Source organism: Bacillus sp. T-10(2022), assembly GCF_056502895.1.
Genome location: NZ_CP113518.1, coordinates 4,028,642 through 4,049,254 on the forward strand (window position 1 = coordinate 4,028,642; position 20,613 = coordinate 4,049,254).

The following is a 20,613-nucleotide window of genomic DNA, read 5'->3' on the forward strand; positions in this document are numbered from 1 at the left end:
CCATATGCTCTGCTCTCTGTCCCGATCAATTCTTATATGCAACCGCCTTCGGTATATAGATGACTTGCCCTTCATGAACGTTTTGATTCGACTCCAATTCATTGCTGAAAAGTATCGATTGAACCGTAACATCATATCGTTGAGCCAAGTCATCAAGCGTTTCCCCTTGCTGAACAATGCAAACTTTCATCCTTACCAGTTCTTCTTCCTGTTTCCGTCCGAATAAATCCATGATGGAAGGCTGCTTCTCACCATGATCGGCCGTTTCTTTATCATCACGTTCCGCGGCTTGTTTCCTGCCTTTGAAATTCTTAACCTCCTTAGCCGGAGGCGCGGGTCTTTCCCTCTTTTTGAATAGATCGCTTAAGGACGAATTGGATTCCTCTTCCTGCTCCACCTTTACATGTTCATTTAGAATAGGACCCGCTGCAACGCCATCTTCCTCCTGCCGTATGACATCCTCGGTTTCTTTGGAAACAGGGCTATTTTGATGATTGGCTGCTTGACTTGGCTCTTCTACTACTTCTTCTACTTCTTCTTCTACTTCTTCTTTCAATGTCACTCTAGGAATCTCTATCTTCTCCACTGGATCCTGCCTGCTTGGTTCCTGCCTGCTTGGTTCTTCCTCCAGTTTCGCCTCTTCCATGGAAGGTACCTTATCCGTTGGGTCAGACGGATCTCCAATAACTTCTTCCTCTACAGCTTCAGCTTCTTCCTGTCTATGCACTTCCGTTTCCCACTCCTCCTCTTCAGGATATGGTGAAACGGGAATTTCAAAAACTGGAGCACTATGCTGATCGCTTAAATAAATCGGTTCCTCTTCTTCTTCTTCATTTACTTCAGAAACTCGTTTTGACTCTGCAGAAAAGGGCGCGTATAACTCTTCTTCCTCCTCATCACGGAAAACAGGCTGAAAGTCCGGGATCGGCGGCACTGCTGCCGCATAAGGAATATACGACTCATTTTCCCCATCCGTTTCTTCTTGTTCCTCTGTTTCCCCAACTTCCTGCTCCGTATCGAACCGTTCTTCGACATATGAATCATTATAGATTCCGGTTATCAAAAGATCCGCCTGCAATTTCAAACAGTTATGCTCTGGCAGGGCATAATCAAAGCTTTGAATCGAGACATCGACCTCATCCAATGAGGCAATCCGATTATTCGGAATCGTTATGTCAACCGGAAAACGGTGTGTGAACTCATTTAGTCCATTGAGATGCCTCTCGACCTTTTGAACCGCTTTTGGCAAAAAGGTCTGCGAAAACTCCTCTTCTTCACCATTTTGCGAGTCTTTATATTCACCGCTTAAATCCAACGAGCCTCGTATAAAAACATATTGATCACTTTCTTGAATCGTCACATTTGGATCAAGCGAAATGGAATATAGCTCAGCCACTTCCTGTCCCTTCTGGAACCAAACGGATTCCTCTAAAGAAAATCGTAAATACGATTCATTTTCTTGCGACAAAAACAACTCCTCCTTTCAGCTTCAGGAAACGGTACCTATACCAATATCAATCTATGAAGGAAGGAAGATGATTATTCCTTAATTTCATATGCCACACTCGAGACCTTATATTTCCTGAACCTTTTAAAAAGAAGGGATTCAAATTTTTCAGGCTAAATTGTATCAATCGGCCTGAAACCATTTTATTTCGGCCTATATCTATTTTAATTCGTCCTACCACTCAATAGTTTCAACCTATCTCCATATTAATTCGACCTTTCGCCATTTATTTCGACCTAGCACCATATTAATTCGACCTTCAACATTTAATTCGACCTTCACGTACTGATTGAATTCAAAAAAACTGGCTGCAATTCTCCAAAAGTTTTTGGAAAATGGTAGCCAGTTCAAATTTATCATTATTCAATATATCGGTAGTTCATGAAGCCTTGCATCATTTTTTTAATTTTGCAAAAGCCTGTTCTGCCGCTGTAATGGTCTTTTCGATATCTTCATCACTATGTGCAGTGGAAAGAAATAAACCTTCAAACTGTGACGGCGGTAAGTAGATGCCTTGATTCGCCATTTCCCTATAGTAAGAAGCAAAGAACTCTAAATCGGATGTTTTTGCTGTATCATAGTTTACGACTTCTTCATTCGTAAAGAAAAGTCCAATCATGGAACCGGCACGGTTGAATGTATGGGGAACTCCGTACTTTTCCGCTGCTTCCCCAATACCTTTTTCGAGCATGTCCCCTTTTCGGGTGAACTCATCATAAGATTCTGGAGTCAATTGGCTCAGCGTTTCAAGGCCGGCCGTCATGGCAAGAGGGTTACCCGACAATGTTCCCGCTTGATAGATTGTCCCACTCGGGGCAATTTGTTCCATGAATTCTCGCTTGCCTCCGAATGCTCCTACAGGCAAGCCGCCGCCAATAACTTTCCCAAGGCAAGTCAGGTCAGGTACGATGTCAAAATAGCCTTGTGCACAATTATAGCCGACACGGAACCCTGTCATAACTTCGTCAAAGATCAATAGAGCCCCGTATTGGGTCGTCACTTCACGTAAGCCTTCGAGGAAACCAGGTTGTGGCGGAACCACACCCATGTTCCCTGCAACAGGTTCTACGATGATACAGGCAATGTCTTCGCCAAATTGTTCAAATGCGTATTTGGTCGCAGCTAGATCATTATATGCTACGGTAATCGTATTTTTTGCGATGCCTTCCGGTACTCCCGGGCTATCCGGTAAACCTAATGTCGCAACGCCGGAACCCGCCTTGATCAGCAAGGAATCGCCATGGCCATGATAGGAGCCTTCGAATTTAAGGATTTTATCACGGCCTGTAATGCCTCGTGCCAGCCTTAGTGCACTCATCGTCGCTTCGGTACCTGAAGATACCATACGGATCATTTCAATCGAAGGCACTCGTTCAATAACCAACTTGGCCAGTTCATTCTCAATCAGCGTCGAGGCTCCAAAGCTTGTACCTGACTCCGCTACCTTTTTCAATGATTCCACGACACGGTCATTCGTGTGACCCAGGATAAGCGGTCCCCATGAAAGAACATAGTCGATATATTCATTTCCATCGATATCATACATTTTTGAGCCTTTTCCACGCTCCATGAATATGGGGTCCATGTCCACAGATTTGAAGGCGCGCACCGGGCTGTTCACGCCGCCTGGCATCAAATTTTTTGCTTCGGCAAACGCTTTTTTCGATTTTTCATATGACCGCATGATTCAATCCCCTTTTTCCATTACAGGTTATATTTTTTATATCATTGATTATCTTCGTTTATCCAGCGTGCTACCTCTTTTGAAAAATACGTAATGATCAAGTCGGAACCTGCGCGTTTCAAGCCTGTCAGCATTTCCATCACTATCGCTTTTTCATCAATCCAGCCATTTTGGGCAGCTGCCTTAACCATTGAATATTCACCGCTGACATTATAGGAAACAATAGGAAGATTAAAGTTATTCTTAACGTCCCTGATGATGTCCATGTAGGAAAGGGCCGGTTTCACAATTAGGAAGTCCGCACCTTCAGCAACATCGGATTCAGCTTCACGGAATGCTTCAAGGCGATTGGCGGGATCCATTTGGTAAGTTTTCCTGTCGCCGAATTGTGGCGCACCATTTGCGGCATCACGGAATGGGCCGTAAAAAGCCGAAGCATATTTCACCGCATAGGACATGATCGGAATATCTTCATAACCCGCTTCATCCAGACCTGCACGGATGGCCGCAACGAAACCGTCCATCATGTTGGAAGGTGCAATGATATCGGCGCCGGCCTCTGCCTGGCTGATTGCCGTTTTGGCAAGAAGGTCAAGTGAAGCGTCATTGAGGATTTTTTCCCCTTCCACGACCCCGCAATGGCCATGGCTTGTATACTCACATAGGCAGGTATCCGCTATGACAATAACATCAGGATATTGTTTTTTAATAAAACGGGTTGCCTCTTGGACAAGTCCGTTATGGTGAAATGCCCCTGTGCCCTGTTCGTCTTTATCATGATCGAAAGGGACACCGAATAAAATGACTGATTTAATGCCCAGACTCACGACTTCATCCATTTCGGCCCCCAGATTATCCATGGATAGCTGATGGATACCTGGCATGGAGTTGATCTCATTTTTCACATTTTCTCCGTCGATGACGAAGATCGGATAGATCAAATCCTCTTTATGCAATTGTGTTTCACGGACTAAAGCCCTCATGCCAGCACTTGCACGCAAGCGACGGTGGCGATTGAATGGAATGTTTTTCATTTTAAAGTTCCTCCTTTTTACTTCTTTTCAAAATGAAGCGTATTAACTCCGCAACCATGGCATCCGTTGTATAAATATCTGGACAGACATTGACGGATAGCCCATGTTTTTCAGCCGTTTTAGCGGCAATCGGCCCGATGCAGGCGATGATGATCCGGTCTATGTATGTATCCAATTCATGGCGTTTCATGATCTGTAAAAAATGATTGACCGTCGATGAACTCGTAAAGGTTATGATGTCGATATCATCGTTCTTAATAAGCTGCACCAGTTTTTTTTCACTGCTTCGAGGAAGCACGGTATGATAAATAATCACTTCATCACAGGATGCACCAGCTTCATTGATTGCCTCCGCAATAACCGCCCTTGCGAGATTTCCTTTTGCCAGCAACACGCGGGACCCTTTATCAAGCAGGGCATTGAACTCCGCCACGAACCCTTCGGCAACAAACTGAGTTGGAACGAAATCCGCCTTATATCCATGACGTTTCAGTGCCGCTTCTGTTTTGGAGCCGATTACGGCTATTTTCGGAAGCTTTAAAGGCTGGTTACCAAGAAGCTTAAAGAAGAAATCCACCCCATTTTGACTTGTCAGAATGATCCAGTCATATGTAAGCAACTCATCTAACCGCTGTTGTACATCTTCCAAATGATCAGGAAGAGTGAACTCAAGCAATGGCACAAGAAGCGGCGTTCCGCCATTTTTTTCGATCGACTCTTTTAAACCATCTGCCTGTCCTTTCCCTCTGGTGATTAATACCTGATAATCCTTAAGAGGTTGAAAGGGATTCATTACTGATCAAGCTCTTCTTTTACGCGATCGATCAATTCTTTACCGCCCATTTCGCTAATCTGTTTGGCAGCAGCATGCCCAACCGCCTTGGGATCGGTTCCCTCAACCATTTCTTTATAAATAACCTTGCCATCCGGGGCAGCGACCAAAGCCGTCAAGGAAACGGATCCATTATCTTTTGCCACCGCAAATCCGGCAATCGGCACCTGGCATCCGCCTTCCATTTTATCCAAAAAGGCACGTTCCGCTTCAACCGTTCTTTTCGTTTTTTCACAGGTCAATTTCGCAAGTTCCGCCAGCAGCTCTTTGTCGTCTTCGCGGCACTCAATGGAAAGTGCTCCTTGTCCAACTGCCGGAATGCAAATATCTTCATCTAAAAATTCCGTTACGATGTCCTTCTCCCATCCCATTCTTGATAGTCCGGCAGCAGCTAAAATGATAGCATCATAATCTTCCGTTTTCAGCTTATTCAGACGGGTATCGATATTACCGCGAATCCATTTAATTTCAAGGTCCGGCCTTCTAGCCAATATTTGCGCGCCACGCCGCAAGCTGCTTGTACCTATGATGGAACCCGGCTTCAGTTCGGAAAGGGTTTCATGATTTTTTGAAATCAAGGCATCCCGATGGTCCTCCCTCGGTGGTATACAGCCAATTGTCAAGCCCGGAGGCAGCACTGCAGGCATATCTTTCATACTATGTACTGCCATATCAATTTCTTTATCCAGCATCGCTTGTTCGATTTCTTTAACGAATAAGCCTTTTCCGCCTACCTTTGAAAGTGTTACATCAAGGATTTGGTCACCCTTTGTGACAATTTCCTTCACCTCGAACTCGTATGGGACCCCAAGCTCTTTAAGTTGATCGATAACCCAGTTCGTTTGGGTGATCGCTAATTTACTACGTCTAGAACCGACAATTATTTTTCTCATAGTTTCCTCCTATGTATTCCAAAAGTGGAATGTTGAAAGGCTTCCGAAAAGGAAAAAGTTAATTAACACAATCATGAAAGATCCAATATTCAGAAAGGCTAGCGTCCTTCCATACATTTGTTTCCGAATTTTCAAGTATAAAAACACACTGTAAGCGATAAGCAAAATAAATGAGCCGATGATCTTCATGTCCAGCCAGGATACCCCAGGCACTTTTATATATGCCCATTGAATCCCCAGGATAAGGGAAACCACTAACAATGGAACACCTATTACTGCGAGGACATAAGACATTTGCTCGAGCTTTGTTAGATCGCCGAGTCGAAGCAGGCGTTTTCCCCATTTCTTCCGTTTCAATAAATCATATTGGATTAAGTATAAAAGTGAAAAAACGAAAGAAAGCGTGAATGCCCCATATGATAGGATGGCAAAAGTGATATGTATGAGCAGTAGCTCTGAAACCAGGCGCTGTGCAAGCACTTGAGATTCTATCTGAACAGGTGCAAAGGTATGGATGGCCATAACCATGAAACCTAATACATTCGTAAAAAAGACAATAAAATCGACTCTTAGCAATCGGTTAATGATTAAAGATAACGATATGAGGACCCATGCATAAAAATATAATCCTTCAAAAATCGTCAATACCGGGAACCTTCCCGTTTTCAACACATACAGAAATAAAAAAATTGTTTGCAGTACCCAAACAATAGAAAGCAACCAGAAGGCGACCCTGTTCGCCTTCTGGTTATTATTGAGGAAATCGATAAAATATAAAAGCATACTGATGGCATACAACAATACAGTGGCTTCATGCAATCTTGTCATTAGTAATTCCATATCTACCTCATTACTGGACAGGAACTGGATTCAATAGGGATGACTTGGAGCTGTTCCGTTCTTTTTCATCCGCAACCAGCTGGTCTTCAATCAATTCCTCTAAATGGAAGATTTTCACGAAATTATTTAATTGCTCTTTTGCATTCGGCTCATCTGCCAGCTCTTTTGCATAAAGAATCGGATCTTTCAGCATTTGGTTGATGATGCTTTTCGTATGCTTGTTCAGAACTTTTTTGTCACGTTCGCTCAAATGCGGAAGCTTTCTTTCGATGCTTTCCATCGTTTCCTTTTGTATTGATAGGGATTTTTCCCTTAAAGAAGAAATGACGGGAACCACACCAAGTAAATTGATCCATTGATTGAAATCAACGATTTCTGATTCGATCATCAATTCTATTTTCTCGGCAGCTATTTTACGTTCTTCGATATTGGCTTGCACGATCCCTTCAAGATCGTCAATATCATACAAGAAGACATTTTCCAGCTCAGCCAATGTTGGATCGAGGTCACGCGGCACTGCGATATCGACCATGAAAATAGGACGGCCTTTACGAAGCTTATTGATGAATGACATCATTTCTTTTGTTACAAGGAGATCTTTTGATCCAGTGGAAGTAATCAGGATATCGGCTTCCACTAAAGCGCATTGCAGCTCTTGAAGCTGTTTCGCCGTACCATTGAATCTCTCCGCCAGGTCGACCGCTTTCTGAAAGGTGCGGTTAATGACTGTAATGCTGTCGGCACCATTGCTATGCAGATTTTGAATGGCCAGCTCACCCATCTTACCGGCCCCAAGAATCAAGACATTCTTGCCGTTCAGGCCTCCAAAGATTTTCTTGGCAAGCTCGACTGCCGCATAGCTGACGGAAACGGCATTTGTATTGATTTCGGTTTCCGAATGAGCTTTTTTAGCCAATGTAAGGGCTTGCTTGAAGAGATGGTTAAAAACGGTACCGATCGTATCTTCCTTCTGCCCTAACAGATAGCTCGAACGTACTTGTCCCAAAATCTGAGTTTCTCCCAGTATCATGGAATTCAAGCCGCAGGTAACTGAAAATAAATGCTCGACAGCCCCATCGCCTTCATAAATGAACAGATATTTAGAAAATTCTTCTTTATCGATATTAAACCATTCCGAAAGAAATTCCTTTATATAATACCTGCTTGTATGAAGCTGATCACCGACCGCATAAATTTCCGTCCTGTTACACGTTGAAATAATAATATTTTCCAAGATGCTTTTTTTATTTTTAAGAGCTTTCATTGCCTCGGCAAGTTCGGCTTCGTTAAACGATAGTTTTTCCCGAATTTCTACAGGGGCAGTTTTGTAATTTATACCAACCGCTAGAATATGCATCCTTTTGTTTTGCACCCCCAAAATTTTTCATGTAAATTTATTATACCATGTACTAAAATGGTTTTACGCAAATAATATGAACAGTTTATGAATAACGTATGCTACCATGAAAAGACAGCCGAAACGCCCGAAATGCTACAAAAGGTGTCTAAGCGGGATTGGTAAGTTACATACATATTTCGACATTGTGTACAAAAGTACCATATCAAAAATGGCAAAAAACTTCAAGTAATCGAATTGCATAGGAGGATAAAATGAAAACGCAGCGCATTTTCCCAGGAATCGTATTAATCGGTTTCGGGCTCTATTTTTTTCTTGAACATTCCCAAATCGAAATCTTTCCAGGCTTTTTCAGCTGGCCCACTTTATTATGTATAGTCGGTGCAGCCTTCCTGATTCAGGCATATAGCGGTAATGAATATGAGTCCATCCTGCCAGGCGTCATCTTACTGGGGTTCGGGGCTCACTTCCATATCGTCGAGAATCTGGATATTTGGCCGGATAATATAGGTATCTTTATTTTAATCATCTCGCTGGGATTTATTCTCCGGGCACGTAAAACAAATTCTGGAATGTTTCACGGGATGGTAATACTTCTCATCTCGATCACTTTCTTATTCTATGATCAAATCACATCGTCTTTTGGGCTTGTTGAAACAAGTACTGCGAACATCGAAAGGTTTTGGCCATTTGCGTTGATGGCAATCGGCATTTATTTTTTGGTTCGAAAAAAGTGAGAATTGCCGATTCGCAATGTTAGCAAATTCCATGATGAAAAAGGGTATTCCAGATGCGGAATACCCTTTTCTTTTACATATATTTCTTAAGGACGCCCCAGGCTTGTTCCTTGCCTTCGCCTGTTTCACCAGAGAATAGAAGCAATTCATCTTCTTTTTCCATATTTAACGTTTGGCGCGTGATTTTCAAGTGTTTCTGCCATTTGCCTTTTGGAATCTTATCCGCTTTGGTTGCAATGACGATCCGGGGCAGATCATAATGCTTCAGGAATTCATACATCGCGATATCATCCTTTGTAGGCGGATGACGCAAATCCACAATCAGAAGCGCAGCGCGGAGCTGGTCTCTGGAAGTGAAGTAGGTTTCGATCATTTTTCCCCAAGCATCACGTTCAGTCTTGGATACTTTCGCATAACCATAACCCGGTACATCCACAAAATGGAGTGCTTCATTTATGATATAAAAATTCAAGGTCTGCGTCTTACCCGGTTTAGAGGATGTGCGCGCCAAGTTTTTTCTATTGATCATTTTGTTGATGAAACTGGATTTTCCAACGTTGGAACGACCTGCCAAGGCAAATTCCGGTATTGGAGTATTGGGATATTGTTCAGGCTTCACAGCACTGATGACAATATCTGAACTCGTCACTTTCATTCGTTCACACCTACCAATGCATGCTCAAGGACTTCATCGACGTGTGAAACTGGAACAAATGTTAATGCTTTACGGACACTTTCCGGGATATCATCAATATCCTTTTCATTATTTTGCGGAATGATGATTTTCGTAAGTCCTGCGCGATGGGCCGCTAAAGATTTTTCTTTAAGCCCGCCGATCGGAAGAACCCGTCCGCGTAATGTAATTTCGCCTGTCATGCCTACCTCTTTTCTGATCGGCCTATTTGTAAGGGCCGATATTAACGCTGTTGCAATCGTGATGCCTGCAGAAGGGCCATCTTTTGGGACCGCACCTTCAGGGACATGAATATGAATATCATATTTTTCATGGAAGTTCGCATCAATCTGAAGTTTCTCGGTTTTTGAACGGACATAACTGAAAGCAGCCTGGGCCGACTCTTTCATTACATCGCCAAGCTTTCCTGTCAGAATCAACTTGCCTTTACCTGGTGATAAGGAAACCTCGATTTGCAGCGTATCGCCGCCTACCGATGTGTATGCCAATCCATTAGCTACACCAACTTGGTTCTCGACCTCCGCCTGTCCATAATGGAACATGGTTTTCCCTAAAAACTCCTCGACATTCTTTTCTGATATGACGACCCGCTTTTTATCTCCGGACACGATGATTTTTGCAGTCTTACGACAGATGCCTGCAAGCTGTCGCTCCAAACTACGAACACCGGCCTCCCGAGTGTAATAACGGATGATTTTTGTAAGAGCTTCCTCACGGATTTGCAGTTGTGTCTTCAATAAACCATGGTTTTCCAGCTGTCTAGGCAGCAAGTGATCCTTGGCTATATGAAGTTTCTCTATCTCAGTATAACCTGCAATCGAAATGATTTCCATACGATCACGAAGCGGGCCAGGAATCGATCCCAAATTATTCGCCGTCGCCACGAACATGACTTTGGAAAGATCGTAAGTTTCTTCAATGTAATGATCACTGAAATTATGATTTTGCTCTGGATCGAGCACCTCCAGCATCGCTGCAGATGGATCTCCCCTAAAGTCATTGGACATCTTATCCACTTCGTCCAATAAAAAGACTGGATTGATCGTTCCAGCTTTTTTCATGCCTTGAATGATCCTTCCTGGCATCGCCCCTACATATGTACGGCGATGTCCGCGGATTTCTGATTCATCGCGCACCCCACCTAAAGATATACGGACGAAATTCCTATTCAGCGATGAAGCGATCGATTTGGCCAAGCTGGTTTTCCCAACCCCTGGCGGTCCCACCAAGCAAAGGATCGGTCCCTTCAATGAATTGGTCAATTGCTGGACGGCCAGATACTCAAGCACCCGCTCCTTCACCTTTTCCAAACCATGATGGTCCCGGTTCAGAATTTTTTCGGCTTTATGAATATTCAAGTCATCTTTCGTCGCTTTGGTCCAAGGAAGCGAGATCAACCATTCGATATAATTGCGGATGACAGAACTTTCGGCCGAGCTGGAAGGAACCTTTTCATAACGGTCCAATTCCTTTAGTGCCGTTTCTTTGATGTGCTCAGGCATTTCCGCTTCTTCTATCTTTTCGTTGAGAACCTCAATTTCCCCTGTTTTTCCTTCTTTATCTCCCAATTCCTTTTGGATCGCTTTCATTTGTTCTCGTAAGTAATATTCCTTTTGAGTCCGTTCCATCGAACGCTTAACACGCTGGCCGATCTTTTTCTCGAGAAAAAGAACTTCTTTCTCGTTATTGATGATCTCGATTACTCGGCTTAAACGCTCCTTCATATCAATGGTCTCAAGCACTTCTTGCTTCTCCTTCAATTTCAAAGGCAAATGGGAAGCGATTATATCCGCTAATCGGCCAGGCTCTTCAATATCCGAAGTAGAAGAAAACGTTTCACCGGTTATTTTCTTGGACATTTTTATGTATTGTTCAAAATAATCCAGTAGAGTGCGCATTAATGCCTGATGTTCAGCATCCTTTTCATCACTGTCTTCATATATTTTAATCTTGGCACCATAATGTGTCTCATAATCGTAAAATTCAATGACTTCTGCGCGGTTCAACCCTTCCACCAACACCCGGATTGTACCATTTGGAAGCTTCAGCATCTGTTTTACCTTTGTTAAAGTTCCCATTGTAAATAAATCTTCTTCACCTGGTTCGTCCAACGAAACATCTTGTTGTGTCGTCAAAAATATAAGATGGTCTTCCACCATTGCTTTCTCAAGGGCTTGTACCGATTTATCTCGGCCTACATCTAAATGAAGTACCATCGTTGGATATACAAGCAGTCCTCTAAGCGGCAGGAGGGGGACGATGATTTCTTTATCAGTCATTTCCTGACACCTCCATCTAATTAGTATCGTCGTTGTAAACTATTTACCCATGTTCTCAACCTTTTAACAATTCTATCCTATTTATATAGAAGTGTCTATTCGTTTACCTTAACACGTTTCGACTGCTATTATTATCTCCAATATTAGATAAAAAAGCACGTCTGAATGCGTGTTTATTTTTACTTCAGGTTTGTCCGGAACGCTAATATAGTCCTTAAAATGCCCCGGTTCTTGTTTTTAGCCGGGGCATTTCCTTTATACACTTTCTTTTTTTGATAGGTCCAAGGTTGTGAGGATTTGTTCCGACATCAATTCTTTTTTCAGTGCCTGATCCAGCACTTCTTTCACATTCGAAACGGGAATGATTTCTATATCCTTGATTTCAGATAGAAGTGGCTGCATGTTTTCGGCTGGGACGATTACTTTCTTTGCCCCGGCCAGTTTTGCTGCCTTGATTTTCGGAATGACACCGCCGATCGGTTTAACGCCGCCATGAATGCTTATTTCTCCAGTCATCGCCACTGTGTGATCAACAGGGATTTTATATATGGCCGAGTATATGCCTGTGGCCATTGCAATTCCTGCAGAAGGGCCATCTACTGGACTTCCGCCCGGAAAGTTCACATGGATATCGAATTGATCGGCAGGCACTCCCATCGACCGCAAAACCGTAATGACATTTTCAATTGAACCTTTTGCCATGCTCTTGCGGCGAATCGATTTGCCGCTTCCGCCGCCGATACTTTCTTCTTCAACGATGCCAGTAATGTTTATCGATCCTTTTTCATCAGTAGCGGCCATGACCGTAACCTCGATTTCCAGCAACGCCCCGCTGTTGGGACCATAAACTGCAAGACCGTTGACAAGACCTATTTTAGAATTCGCTTCTATTTTCCTGTCCATTCTTTGGGTCAGCTGGCTGCTATGGGCCATCCAATCTATATCTTCTTCTCTGATAAAAGTCCTGTTTTCATTAATTGATATTCCAGAAAGAGTCTGAATCATGTTGACAGCTTCCCTGCCATTCCGGGCATAATCCGAGATCGACTGCAAGCCTTTTTCACTGATGGTGATCCCCACTTTATCTGAAGCATTCTTAGCCACGGTGATTATTTCTTCCCGATCAAGTTCACGGAAAAACACTTCTATGCATCTTGAACGTATCGCAGGCGCGATTTCATTTGGTGTTCTAGTTGTGGCTCCAATCAATCGAAAGTCAGCCGGCAGTCCATTTTTAAAAATATCATGGATGTGAGTGGGAATATTTTGATTTTCCTCTTGATAATAAGCACTTTCCAGAAAGACCTTACGATCCTCCAATACCTTTAACAGTTTATTCATCTGTATTGGATGAAGCTCCCCTATTTCATCTATGAAAAGTACGCCTCCATGAGCATTGCTGACTGCACCCTGCTTTGGCTGCGGAATGCCTGCCTGTCCCATTGCCCCGGCTCCTTGATAGATTGGATCGTGCACAGAACCAATAAGCGGATCGGCAATCCCCCGTTCATCGAACCTGGCTGTGGTGGCGTCCAATTCAACGAAAACGGCTGAATTCTTAAAAGGGGACTTGCCATTTTTCTTCGCCTCTTCCAAAACAAGTCTGGCAGCTGCCGTTTTCCCTACCCCTGGAGGACCGTAAATTATCACATGCTGGGGATTCGGCCCGCATAAAGCAGCTTTTAAAGATTTAATCCCATCTTCTTGACCGATGATTTCATTAAATGTGCTTGGTCTGACTTTCTCTGCCAATGGCTCTGTTAACGAAATCGATCTCATCTTCCGTAATTGGTCCATCTCCTTACGTGAATCTCGGTCAATGGAAACTTTTTGTGTCCGCTGGCCTTTCAATAAGTTCAAAAAATACAATCCAATAATAATCCCAAAAAACAGCTGGATAAACAACGCCAATCCTGTCCAATTCATCGTATTCCCTCCTGCTCTCTCCTAGTTTGTCATTTCTGTTAGTATCTCCTTTGGAAGGGCGAAATTATCCAAGAAATTCGTGTTGAAAATTTGGCGTTTTTATCCTAAATAACAACAATTTGAAAAAAAGACAAAGAAAAAGACTGCCGGGATGAACTGGCAGTCTCAGACTGTAAACAACTCGAAATTAACTGGTTTTACCCTACTATTTTGAGGTTTTAACGTTGATTGGAACGTAGGGCACTCGCTTTCCGCGGGCGGTCCGGGAGCCTCCTCGGCACTCTGCGCCTGCGGGGTCTCCCTTGGACGCGTATTCCCGCAGGAGTCTCGTACCTTCCGTTACAATCAACTTTGGTCTATAAAAAAAGACTGCCAGATGAACTGGCAGTCTTTCTATTCCTTATAAATCAAGCAGATGTTTTCTTTTCTTGTCCTTTGATGGTTGTACCGTCTTTAAGGACGAGCTTTGGAGATTCGTTTTTCGAAATCGTGCTGCCTGTGATTACACATTTTGCAACATCATCACGTGAAGGCAGGTCGAACATCACTTCAAGAATGATGCCTTCGATGATGGATCGCAGACCACGTGCACCAGTTTTACGTTCAATTGCCTTTTTAGCAATTTCACTTAGCGCTTCCTGTTCGAATTCCAATTCAACATCGTCAAGCTCAAGCAACTTTTGATATTGTTTAACAAGGGCATTTTTCGGTTTTGTCAGGATTTCGATCAAAGCAGCTTCATCCAATTGCTCAAGAGTCGCAATTACCGGAAGACGTCCGATGAATTCCGGAATTAAACCGAAACGAAGCAAGTCTTCAGGAAGGACTTTGGAAAGCAATTCTTTTTCTGCAACATCATCCTTCTTCACGTCAGAGCCAAAACCAATGACTTTTTGACCAAGACGGCGTTTGATGATCGGTTCGATGCCATCAAAGGCACCGCCGCAGATGAACAAAATATTGGTCGTATCTATTTGGATGAATTCCTGATGTGGATGTTTACGTCCACCTTGAGGCGGAACGCTTGCAACCGTTCCTTCAAGGATTTTCAATAATGCTTGTTGCACACCTTCACCAGACACGTCACGTGTAATAGAAGGATTTTCCGATTTACGGGCAACTTTATCGATTTCATCAATATAAATGATGCCTTTTTCCGCTTTTTCCACATCATAATCAGCGGCTTGGATCAGCTTTAGAAGGATGTTTTCAACATCTTCCCCAACATATCCAGCTTCCGTCAATGAAGTGGCATCAGCAATCGCAAAAGGAACATTCAGTAATCGCGCCAATGTTTGCGCAAGAAGGGTTTTCCCGCTTCCCGTCGGTCCGATCAGGGCGATGTTACTTTTAGAAAGCTCCACATCGTCGACTTTGCTATTGGAATTGATACGTTTATAATGGTTGTAAACAGCGACAGCCAAAGATTTCTTTGCCTGTTCTTGTCCAATCACATATTCGTCAAGAATTTCACGGATTTCCATAGGTTTAGGAACATCCCTGAATTCTACTTCTTCATCAGTGCCCAGCTCTTCTTCGACGATCTCCGTACAAAGTTCTATACACTCGTCACAAATATAGACACCTGGACCAGCAACCAGTTTACGGACTTGTTCTTGTGTTTTACCGCAAAAAGAACATTTTAACTGTCCTTTTTCATCATTAAATTTAAACATGTACGTTCACCCCTTTAAATACTCTTCCAACTCTATTACATAGCGGTACCCAATCGTATTGAAAAAAACTAGGCACACATCTACTTAAGCATTCCAAAATCCCTAGTATGTTTTGCATTTTATCATGTTCTTGGAAGTTTAGTAACAAAAATGCTCACGCGTCCGAGTTGTTAAATAAGTACAATAATCAATCAATATGTATTTGCCCTTTACCAGTATGCCCAAAACTTTGGATTTTTAAAAGCAGGATTTGCTGTATAAATATGTATATGCGGTATTAGAACTAATCTACACTGAAATCCAAAAAAAATCAATCAGGAAATTACCGATATTTGAAATTTACACTAATTCTCAATATGTATAAAACAAGGCACGATTACTCGCGCCTTGTTTTTTTAAGGAAATATTTAAATCTACTTATTTATAAAAATTATTTTGCGTCAACTGTTTTGCTGTTTTCTACCAAGAAGTCAATTGCTTTCTTAATTTTAAGATCGCCTTTGATTCCTTCTGTGTTTCCAAGAGCTTGTTTGATCGCATCAACTTCCATATTGTACATAGTAGCCATTTGTGCAAGTTCAGCTTCTACATCTTCGTCAGTCGCTTCAAGTTTTTCAACTTCAGCGATTGCTTCAAGAGTTAGGCTCGTACGAACTTGTCCTTCAGCTTCTTCTTTCATTTGCGCTTTTAAAGCTTCTTCGTCTTGACCTGAGAATTGGTAGTAAAGTTCCAGATTCAGACCTTGAGATTGAATGCGTTGAGAGAACTCATTCATCATGCGGTCAACTTCATTTGAAATCATCGCTTCAGGAACGTCCATTTCTGCGCCTTCAACAGCTTTACCAATTACAGTGTTTTGAATGAAGTTTTCTTCTTCGTGTTTTTTGTCATGCTCTAATTTATGTTTTGTTTTTTCTTTAAGTTCAGCCAAAGTTTCCACTTCGTCGTCGACATCTTTCGCGAACTCATCATCCAGCTCAGGAAGTTGTTTTGTTTTGATTTCATGAATTTTCACTTTGAATACTGCTGGTTTACCTGCAAGTTCAGCAGCATGGTATTCTTCAGGGAATGTAACTTCGATATCTTTTTCAGCGCCAGTTTCAAGACCGACAAGTTGCTCTTCAAATCCTGGAATGAAAGAGTTTGAACCGATTTCCAATGAATGGTTTTCTGAAGCTCCACCTTCGAATGCTTCACCATCAACGAATCCTTCAAAGTCAAGAACAACTGTATCGCCTTCAGCAACTTGTCCTTCTTCTTTAACGACAAGCTCAGCTTGACGCTCTTGTAAAGTTTTCAATTCGTTTTCAACATCTTCGTCAGTTACTTCAGTATTGAATTTTTCAACTTCAACACCTTTGTAATCTCCCAATTTAACTTCAGGCTTAACTGTTACAGTTGCAGTGAAGATCAGGTTTTCGCCTTTTTCCATTTTCTCGATGTCGATTTCAGGACGATCTACAGGCTGAATTCCAGCTTCTTCGACAGCATTTGCATAAGCATCTGGAAGAATGATATCAAGCGCATCTTGGTAAAGTGATTCTACGCCGAATTTTTTTTCGAACATTTGACGTGGCATTTTACCTTTACGGAAGCCAGGTACATTTACTTGTTTCACTACTTTTTTGAAAGCTGCGTCTAAACCTTCGTTTACTTTTGCAGCGTCAACTTCAATTGTTAGTACGCCTTGATTACCTTCTTGTTTTTCCCATTTTACAGACATGTGTTTCCCTCCAAAAAATCTATATACTTCAATAATAAGCATTGGATGAATATGCTTTGCAAGTGTTAACAAGTCATCCTTCAAATATACCCAAAAAATATTGGGGAAATCGTCAAAATTAGACGAATATACATTACAACCACTACATTATACCACAGGATTAATCTGTTACAACAGCAATAGCTTAAATAATGGGATAAGAAATTTCTTCAATTTCTTTTATATAGGAAAGAATATCCGTAATGCTTTCCTCATCGGCCTGGTACAGGTCCGCTAAGTCCCTACCGAAAACTTCCCCGGTCATGTATTCTTCCGCCAAGGCATGATAGGCAGCTGCCCATGCAGGCAAGCTTTCAGGTCCGGGTTCAAGAGGAAACAATAAAAAAGAATGACGTTCAATCAAACTATGGACCATTTCAAATAAGCTCGGATTATCCTGACTGATTTCCGCTTCGGTCAGTCCGGTTACCTTCTTATAGAAGTCCGTCTCCTTCAAACTTTTCAATTCCCTTGGTATGACCGACTTCGATTGATTGAATTTCCTCAACGTCACTTCCTCGTTATATTCCTGGTCGATAAGGATGTTAAGGAGCATCGTTTTAAAGAAAGGGTGTCCTTCATCTTTTTGTAGAAATTTTTCGATTTGAGGGATAAATGGTCGAATATTGATATTCGTGAGTTTTGAAATGACCATTAGCATTTCATTATCCGTTTTCCCTTCAAAAAGTTCATCCTCCTGCAATTCCTCTGAAAGCTGCTGATTTTGCCTTTCCTTCTCCTCTTTTTTATCCTCAAGGGCCCTTTTACTGAACTGAAGCATCTTTTCGAAATGTTCCTCTTTATCAAAGGGAATTTGGCTTTCTTCAAATAGCAGTTCGATCGTCGTGACCATTTCCTGATGCTCGCCTAATTGCAGAAGTACCATCAAATAAATATTGATCAGTTGAAAATAGTCACCGATGCCTTTATTCAGCATCTCTATACACAACTCTTTTGACTCCTTGTAATGCTCAAGTTCGACTAGTGAGACCACTAGCCCCATGCAAACTTCATCATTCTCGGGCTCATACTCCCTGGCTTGGCTGAAAAGCTGTGCAGCCGCTTTAAAGTTTCTGTTCCCAAGCTCATCCAATCCCTTTGCAATCAGCCTTTCACCGAGATTTGGAAAGGCGATAATCTTGGTTTCTCCGGCCTTCTTTTGGTTATTCTCATTATCCATCCTATTTTCCGCCTCACCGTTCGCTTTTTGAAAAACAGTTTAGCATGTAATAGCAGGAAATACAAAATTTATATGGGCGGATGAACACCTTTCTTTCCCAGATAAAAAAATCCCGCATCCTTTCAAATTAAGAAAGGAGAACGGGATATGCCTTCTTCTATTAAATACTCGAAACCGCCTTTTTTTGAGATTCATAGGCAGAAATCTCTTTATCATATTGAAGCGTTATCGAAATTTCATCCCAGCCTTTGATGAGCATTTCCTTCCAATATGGATGAATTTCAAAGCTTGTTTCAAACCCTTGACCATCATTCAATGTCTGATTGGGAAGGTCGATCGTCAACTCATAGTCAGGTGCGGACACTCTCTCCATTAAATAGTTTACTTCAGCCTGGGTTAAAGCGATGGGGACCATGCCATTTTTCATGCAATTACTTTTAAAGATATCAGCATAAGACGGAGCGATGATGATATCGAATCCGTAGTCTTTCAATGACCAAGGGGCATGCTCACGCGAAGAACCGCAGCCAAAATTTTCTCCTGCTATTAAAATGGACGTGTTTTGATTATGAGGCTGATTCAATTCAAAATCAGGACGCTTCTTTCCATTTTCATCAAAACGCCAGTTATAGAATAAAAATTCGCCAAATCCGCTTCGCTCAATCCGTTTTAAAAATTGCTTTGGAATGATTTGGTCCGTATCCACGTTTTTACGGTCAAGTGCCGCCGCTCTTCCTTTATATATAGTAATTGGTTCCATTCTATGCACCTCCGGTTAATTCGTATTCTTAATGGACTTGTTCAGTTCTTTTCAAATTCCTAATATCGACAAATTTCCCATGAATGGCGGCCGCGGCAGCCATAGCCGGACTGACCAGGTGCGTTCTTGCTCCAGCGCCTTGCCTGCCTTCGAAGTTCCGATTACTTGTGGAGGCACAATGCTCACCGGCCGGAACCACGTCAGGATTCATGCTCAGGCACATGCTGCAGCCCGATTCACGCCATTCAAAGCCCGCAGATTTGAAGATTTCATCCAACCCTTCATCTTCCGCTTGCCTTTTGACGCTTTGAGAACCGGGAACGACCATCGCCCGAACTCCTTTTTGAACAGTTTGGCCTTCAATCATTTCTGCAGCTTGCCGTAAGTCCTCAATGCGTGAATTGGTACACGATCCTATGAAAACATGTTGTACGGGAATTTCCGTGATCGGCATGCCTTCCTTAAGACCCATATACTCAATGGCTCGATTCAGTTCCTTGGAATCCATGATATCTTCCGCGTAGGTAGGCACTTTACCATCCACGCCACTAGCCATTCCAGGATTCGTCCCCCAGCTCACCATTGGTGGAATCAAACTGCCATCAAGAATGATTTCTTGGTCATAAACAGCATCCTCATCACTGGAAAGTGTCTTCCAGTCTTGAACACATCGCTCGAACTCTTCTCCTTTCGGCAAATATTTACGACCTTTCAAATAAGAGAACGTTGTTTCATCGGGAGCTACCAGCCCCGCTCTTGCCCCGCCTTCGATCGACATATTGCAAACCGTCATTCTCTCTTCCATCGACATATCCCGGAAAACTTCCCCGCAATACTCAATGATATGTCCAGTACCGAAATTGACGCCGAATTTAGAAATCACATATAAAATGACATCTTTCGCCATTACACCATGACCAAGCTTTCCATTAACCTCAAGCTTTAATGTTTTCGGTTTAGTTTGCCATAAGGTTTGTGTGGCCAATACATGCTCGACCTCACTCGTACCGATTCCAAACGCAATCGAACCAAACGCACCATGTGTGGAAGTATGACTGTCTCCGCAGACAATCGTCATCCCTGGCTGTGTAAGCCCTAATTCCGGCCCGATAACGTGAACGATACCTTGATCCGGGCTGTCTAAATCAGCAAGGCGGATACCGAACTCCTTACAGTTTTGCTCAAGCGCCTCTAGTTGTTTCCTTGCAATATCATCCTCGATGAAATAGCGATTAACGGTTGGCACATTATGATCCATTGTCGCGAAAGTACGGTCGGGTCTCCTGACTGTGCGTCCTTTTAATCTCAATCCTTCAAATGCTTGCGGAGAGGTCACTTCATGAATATATTGAAGGTCTATATAAATTAAATCCGGTTTATTCTCCTCTTCATTTACAATATGGCGATCCCATATTTTCTCTATTATCGACTTTCCCATCACTATCCCACCTC

16 protein-coding genes are annotated in these 20,613 nt (G+C 42.5%); 1 reads left to right on the top strand and 15 read right to left on the bottom strand.

Annotation, left to right across the window (positions count from 1 at the left end; translation table 11 throughout):
- Positions 1–25 precede the first annotated feature (25 nt).
- The 7 genes from OSJ91_RS19705 to hemA all read right to left on the bottom strand — a co-directional run bounded on the left by OSJ91_RS19705 (position 26) and on the right by hemA (position 8,147).
- Positions 26–1,468, bottom strand: a complete 1,443-nt coding sequence (locus OSJ91_RS19705; RefSeq protein ID WP_485890276.1) for a LysM peptidoglycan-binding domain-containing protein — start codon at positions 1,466–1,468, stop codon at positions 26–28.
- A 433-nt stretch (positions 1,469–1,901) separates the two neighbouring features.
- On the bottom strand, positions 1,902–3,191 hold the full coding sequence (gene hemL, locus OSJ91_RS19710) for a glutamate-1-semialdehyde 2,1-aminomutase (RefSeq protein WP_350299624.1): 1,290 nt from the start codon (positions 3,189–3,191) through the stop codon (positions 1,902–1,904).
- 41 nt (positions 3,192–3,232) lie between these two features.
- Positions 3,233–4,225, bottom strand: coding sequence for a porphobilinogen synthase (gene hemB / locus OSJ91_RS19715; protein WP_485890277.1), 993 nt, complete (start codon positions 4,223–4,225; stop codon positions 3,233–3,235).
- 1 nt (position 4,226) lies between these two features.
- Complete coding sequence (locus tag OSJ91_RS19720; protein WP_485890278.1) at positions 4,227–5,018, bottom strand: uroporphyrinogen-III synthase; 792 nt, start codon at positions 5,016–5,018, stop codon at positions 4,227–4,229.
- The gene (hemC, locus tag OSJ91_RS19725; protein WP_485890279.1) at positions 5,018–5,950 is read right to left on the bottom strand and encodes a hydroxymethylbilane synthase; all 933 of its coding nucleotides are present in this window, start codon (positions 5,948–5,950) and stop codon (positions 5,018–5,020) included. Before hemC ends, OSJ91_RS19720 begins: the two co-directional genes overlap by 1 nt.
- A gap of 9 nt (positions 5,951–5,959) precedes the next feature.
- On the bottom strand, positions 5,960–6,790 hold the full coding sequence (locus OSJ91_RS19730) for a cytochrome C assembly family protein (protein ID WP_350299627.1): 831 nt from the start codon (positions 6,788–6,790) through the stop codon (positions 5,960–5,962).
- A gap of 10 nt (positions 6,791–6,800) precedes the next feature.
- Positions 6,801–8,147 (bottom strand): glutamyl-tRNA reductase, encoded by a 1,347-nt coding sequence (hemA, locus tag OSJ91_RS19735; protein WP_350299628.1) that lies wholly within the window; start codon positions 8,145–8,147, stop codon positions 6,801–6,803.
- 254 nt (positions 8,148–8,401) lie between these two features.
- Between hemA and OSJ91_RS19740 the strand changes: the two genes are divergently transcribed.
- Entirely contained in the window at positions 8,402–8,884 is a 483-nt protein-coding gene (locus OSJ91_RS19740; RefSeq protein ID WP_101222808.1) for a LiaI-LiaF-like domain-containing protein, read from the top strand.
- Between the two features lie 73 nt (positions 8,885–8,957).
- On the opposite strand, the gene yihA is transcribed toward OSJ91_RS19740, so the two are convergent.
- The 8 genes from yihA to leuC all read right to left on the bottom strand — a co-directional run bounded on the left by yihA (position 8,958) and on the right by leuC (position 20,599).
- Positions 8,958–9,539 carry a ribosome biogenesis GTP-binding protein YihA/YsxC gene (gene yihA / locus OSJ91_RS19745; RefSeq protein WP_034308918.1) on the bottom strand — a complete coding sequence of 194 codons (582 nt, stop codon included), beginning with the start codon at positions 9,537–9,539 and terminating at the stop codon, positions 8,958–8,960.
- Positions 9,536–11,857, bottom strand: coding sequence for an endopeptidase La (lon, locus tag OSJ91_RS19750; RefSeq protein WP_137020107.1), 2,322 nt, complete (start codon positions 11,855–11,857; stop codon positions 9,536–9,538). The genes yihA and lon overlap by 4 nt, the downstream gene beginning before the upstream one ends.
- 255 nt (positions 11,858–12,112) lie before the next feature.
- A complete protein-coding gene (gene lonB, locus OSJ91_RS19755) occupies positions 12,113–13,783 on the bottom strand; it encodes an ATP-dependent protease LonB (protein WP_350299629.1) in 1,671 nt (556 codons plus the stop codon).
- A gap of 407 nt (positions 13,784–14,190) precedes the next feature.
- Positions 14,191–15,459: an ATP-dependent protease ATP-binding subunit ClpX gene (gene clpX, locus OSJ91_RS19760; protein ID WP_101222811.1), complete on the bottom strand. Its 1,269-nt coding sequence runs from the start codon at positions 15,457–15,459 to the stop codon at positions 14,191–14,193.
- Positions 15,460–15,889: 430 nt separating this feature from the next.
- Positions 15,890–17,182 (bottom strand): trigger factor, encoded by a 1,293-nt coding sequence (tig, locus tag OSJ91_RS19765; RefSeq protein WP_485890280.1) that lies wholly within the window; start codon positions 17,180–17,182, stop codon positions 15,890–15,892.
- A 184-nt stretch (positions 17,183–17,366) separates the two neighbouring features.
- On the bottom strand, positions 17,367–18,401 hold the full coding sequence (locus OSJ91_RS19770) for a tetratricopeptide repeat protein (RefSeq protein ID WP_350299630.1): 1,035 nt from the start codon (positions 18,399–18,401) through the stop codon (positions 17,367–17,369).
- Between the two features lie 160 nt (positions 18,402–18,561).
- Positions 18,562–19,161 (bottom strand): 3-isopropylmalate dehydratase small subunit, encoded by a 600-nt coding sequence (leuD, locus tag OSJ91_RS19775; protein ID WP_241593815.1) that lies wholly within the window; start codon positions 19,159–19,161, stop codon positions 18,562–18,564.
- A gap of 28 nt (positions 19,162–19,189) precedes the next feature.
- Positions 19,190–20,599 (bottom strand): 3-isopropylmalate dehydratase large subunit, encoded by a 1,410-nt coding sequence (leuC, locus tag OSJ91_RS19780; RefSeq protein WP_485890281.1) that lies wholly within the window; start codon positions 20,597–20,599, stop codon positions 19,190–19,192.
- Between the last annotated feature and the right edge of the window lie 14 nt (positions 20,600–20,613).

What these genes read in the sequence shown, in the direction of transcription:
- lon (WP_137020107.1), bottom strand. Translation starts at nt 11,857, where the DNA reads ATGACTGATAAAGAAATCATCGTCCCCCTCCTGCCGCTTAGAGGACTG.
- OSJ91_RS19730 (WP_350299627.1), bottom strand. Translation starts at nt 6,790, where the DNA reads ATGGAATTACTAATGACAAGATTGCATGAAGCCACTGTATTGTTGTAT.
- tig (WP_485890280.1), bottom strand. Translation starts at nt 17,182, where the DNA reads ATGTCTGTAAAATGGGAAAAACAAGAAGGTAATCAAGGCGTACTAACA.
- OSJ91_RS19720 (WP_485890278.1), bottom strand. Translation starts at nt 5,018, where the DNA reads ATGAATCCCTTTCAACCTCTTAAGGATTATCAGGTATTAATCACCAGA.
- yihA (WP_034308918.1), bottom strand. Translation starts at nt 9,539, where the DNA reads ATGAAAGTGACGAGTTCAGATATTGTCATCAGTGCTGTGAAGCCTGAA.
- clpX (WP_101222811.1), bottom strand. Translation starts at nt 15,459, where the DNA reads ATGTTTAAATTTAATGATGAAAAAGGACAGTTAAAATGTTCTTTTTGC.
- hemA (WP_350299628.1), bottom strand. Translation starts at nt 8,147, where the DNA reads ATGCATATTCTAGCGGTTGGTATAAATTACAAAACTGCCCCTGTAGAA.
- hemC (WP_485890279.1), bottom strand. Translation starts at nt 5,950, where the DNA reads ATGAGAAAAATAATTGTCGGTTCTAGACGTAGTAAATTAGCGATCACC.
- OSJ91_RS19740 (WP_101222808.1), top strand. Translation starts at nt 8,402, where the DNA reads ATGAAAACGCAGCGCATTTTCCCAGGAATCGTATTAATCGGTTTCGGG.
- OSJ91_RS19770 (WP_350299630.1), bottom strand. Translation starts at nt 18,401, where the DNA reads ATGGATAATGAGAATAACCAAAAGAAGGCCGGAGAAACCAAGATTATC.
- lonB (WP_350299629.1), bottom strand. Translation starts at nt 13,783, where the DNA reads ATGAATTGGACAGGATTGGCGTTGTTTATCCAGCTGTTTTTTGGGATT.
- hemB (WP_485890277.1), bottom strand. Translation starts at nt 4,225, where the DNA reads ATGAAAAACATTCCATTCAATCGCCACCGTCGCTTGCGTGCAAGTGCT.
- leuC (WP_485890281.1), bottom strand. Translation starts at nt 20,599, where the DNA reads ATGGGAAAGTCGATAATAGAGAAAATATGGGATCGCCATATTGTAAAT.
- hemL (WP_350299624.1), bottom strand. Translation starts at nt 3,191, where the DNA reads ATGCGGTCATATGAAAAATCGAAAAAAGCGTTTGCCGAAGCAAAAAAT.
- leuD (WP_241593815.1), bottom strand. Translation starts at nt 19,161, where the DNA reads ATGGAACCAATTACTATATATAAAGGAAGAGCGGCGGCACTTGACCGT.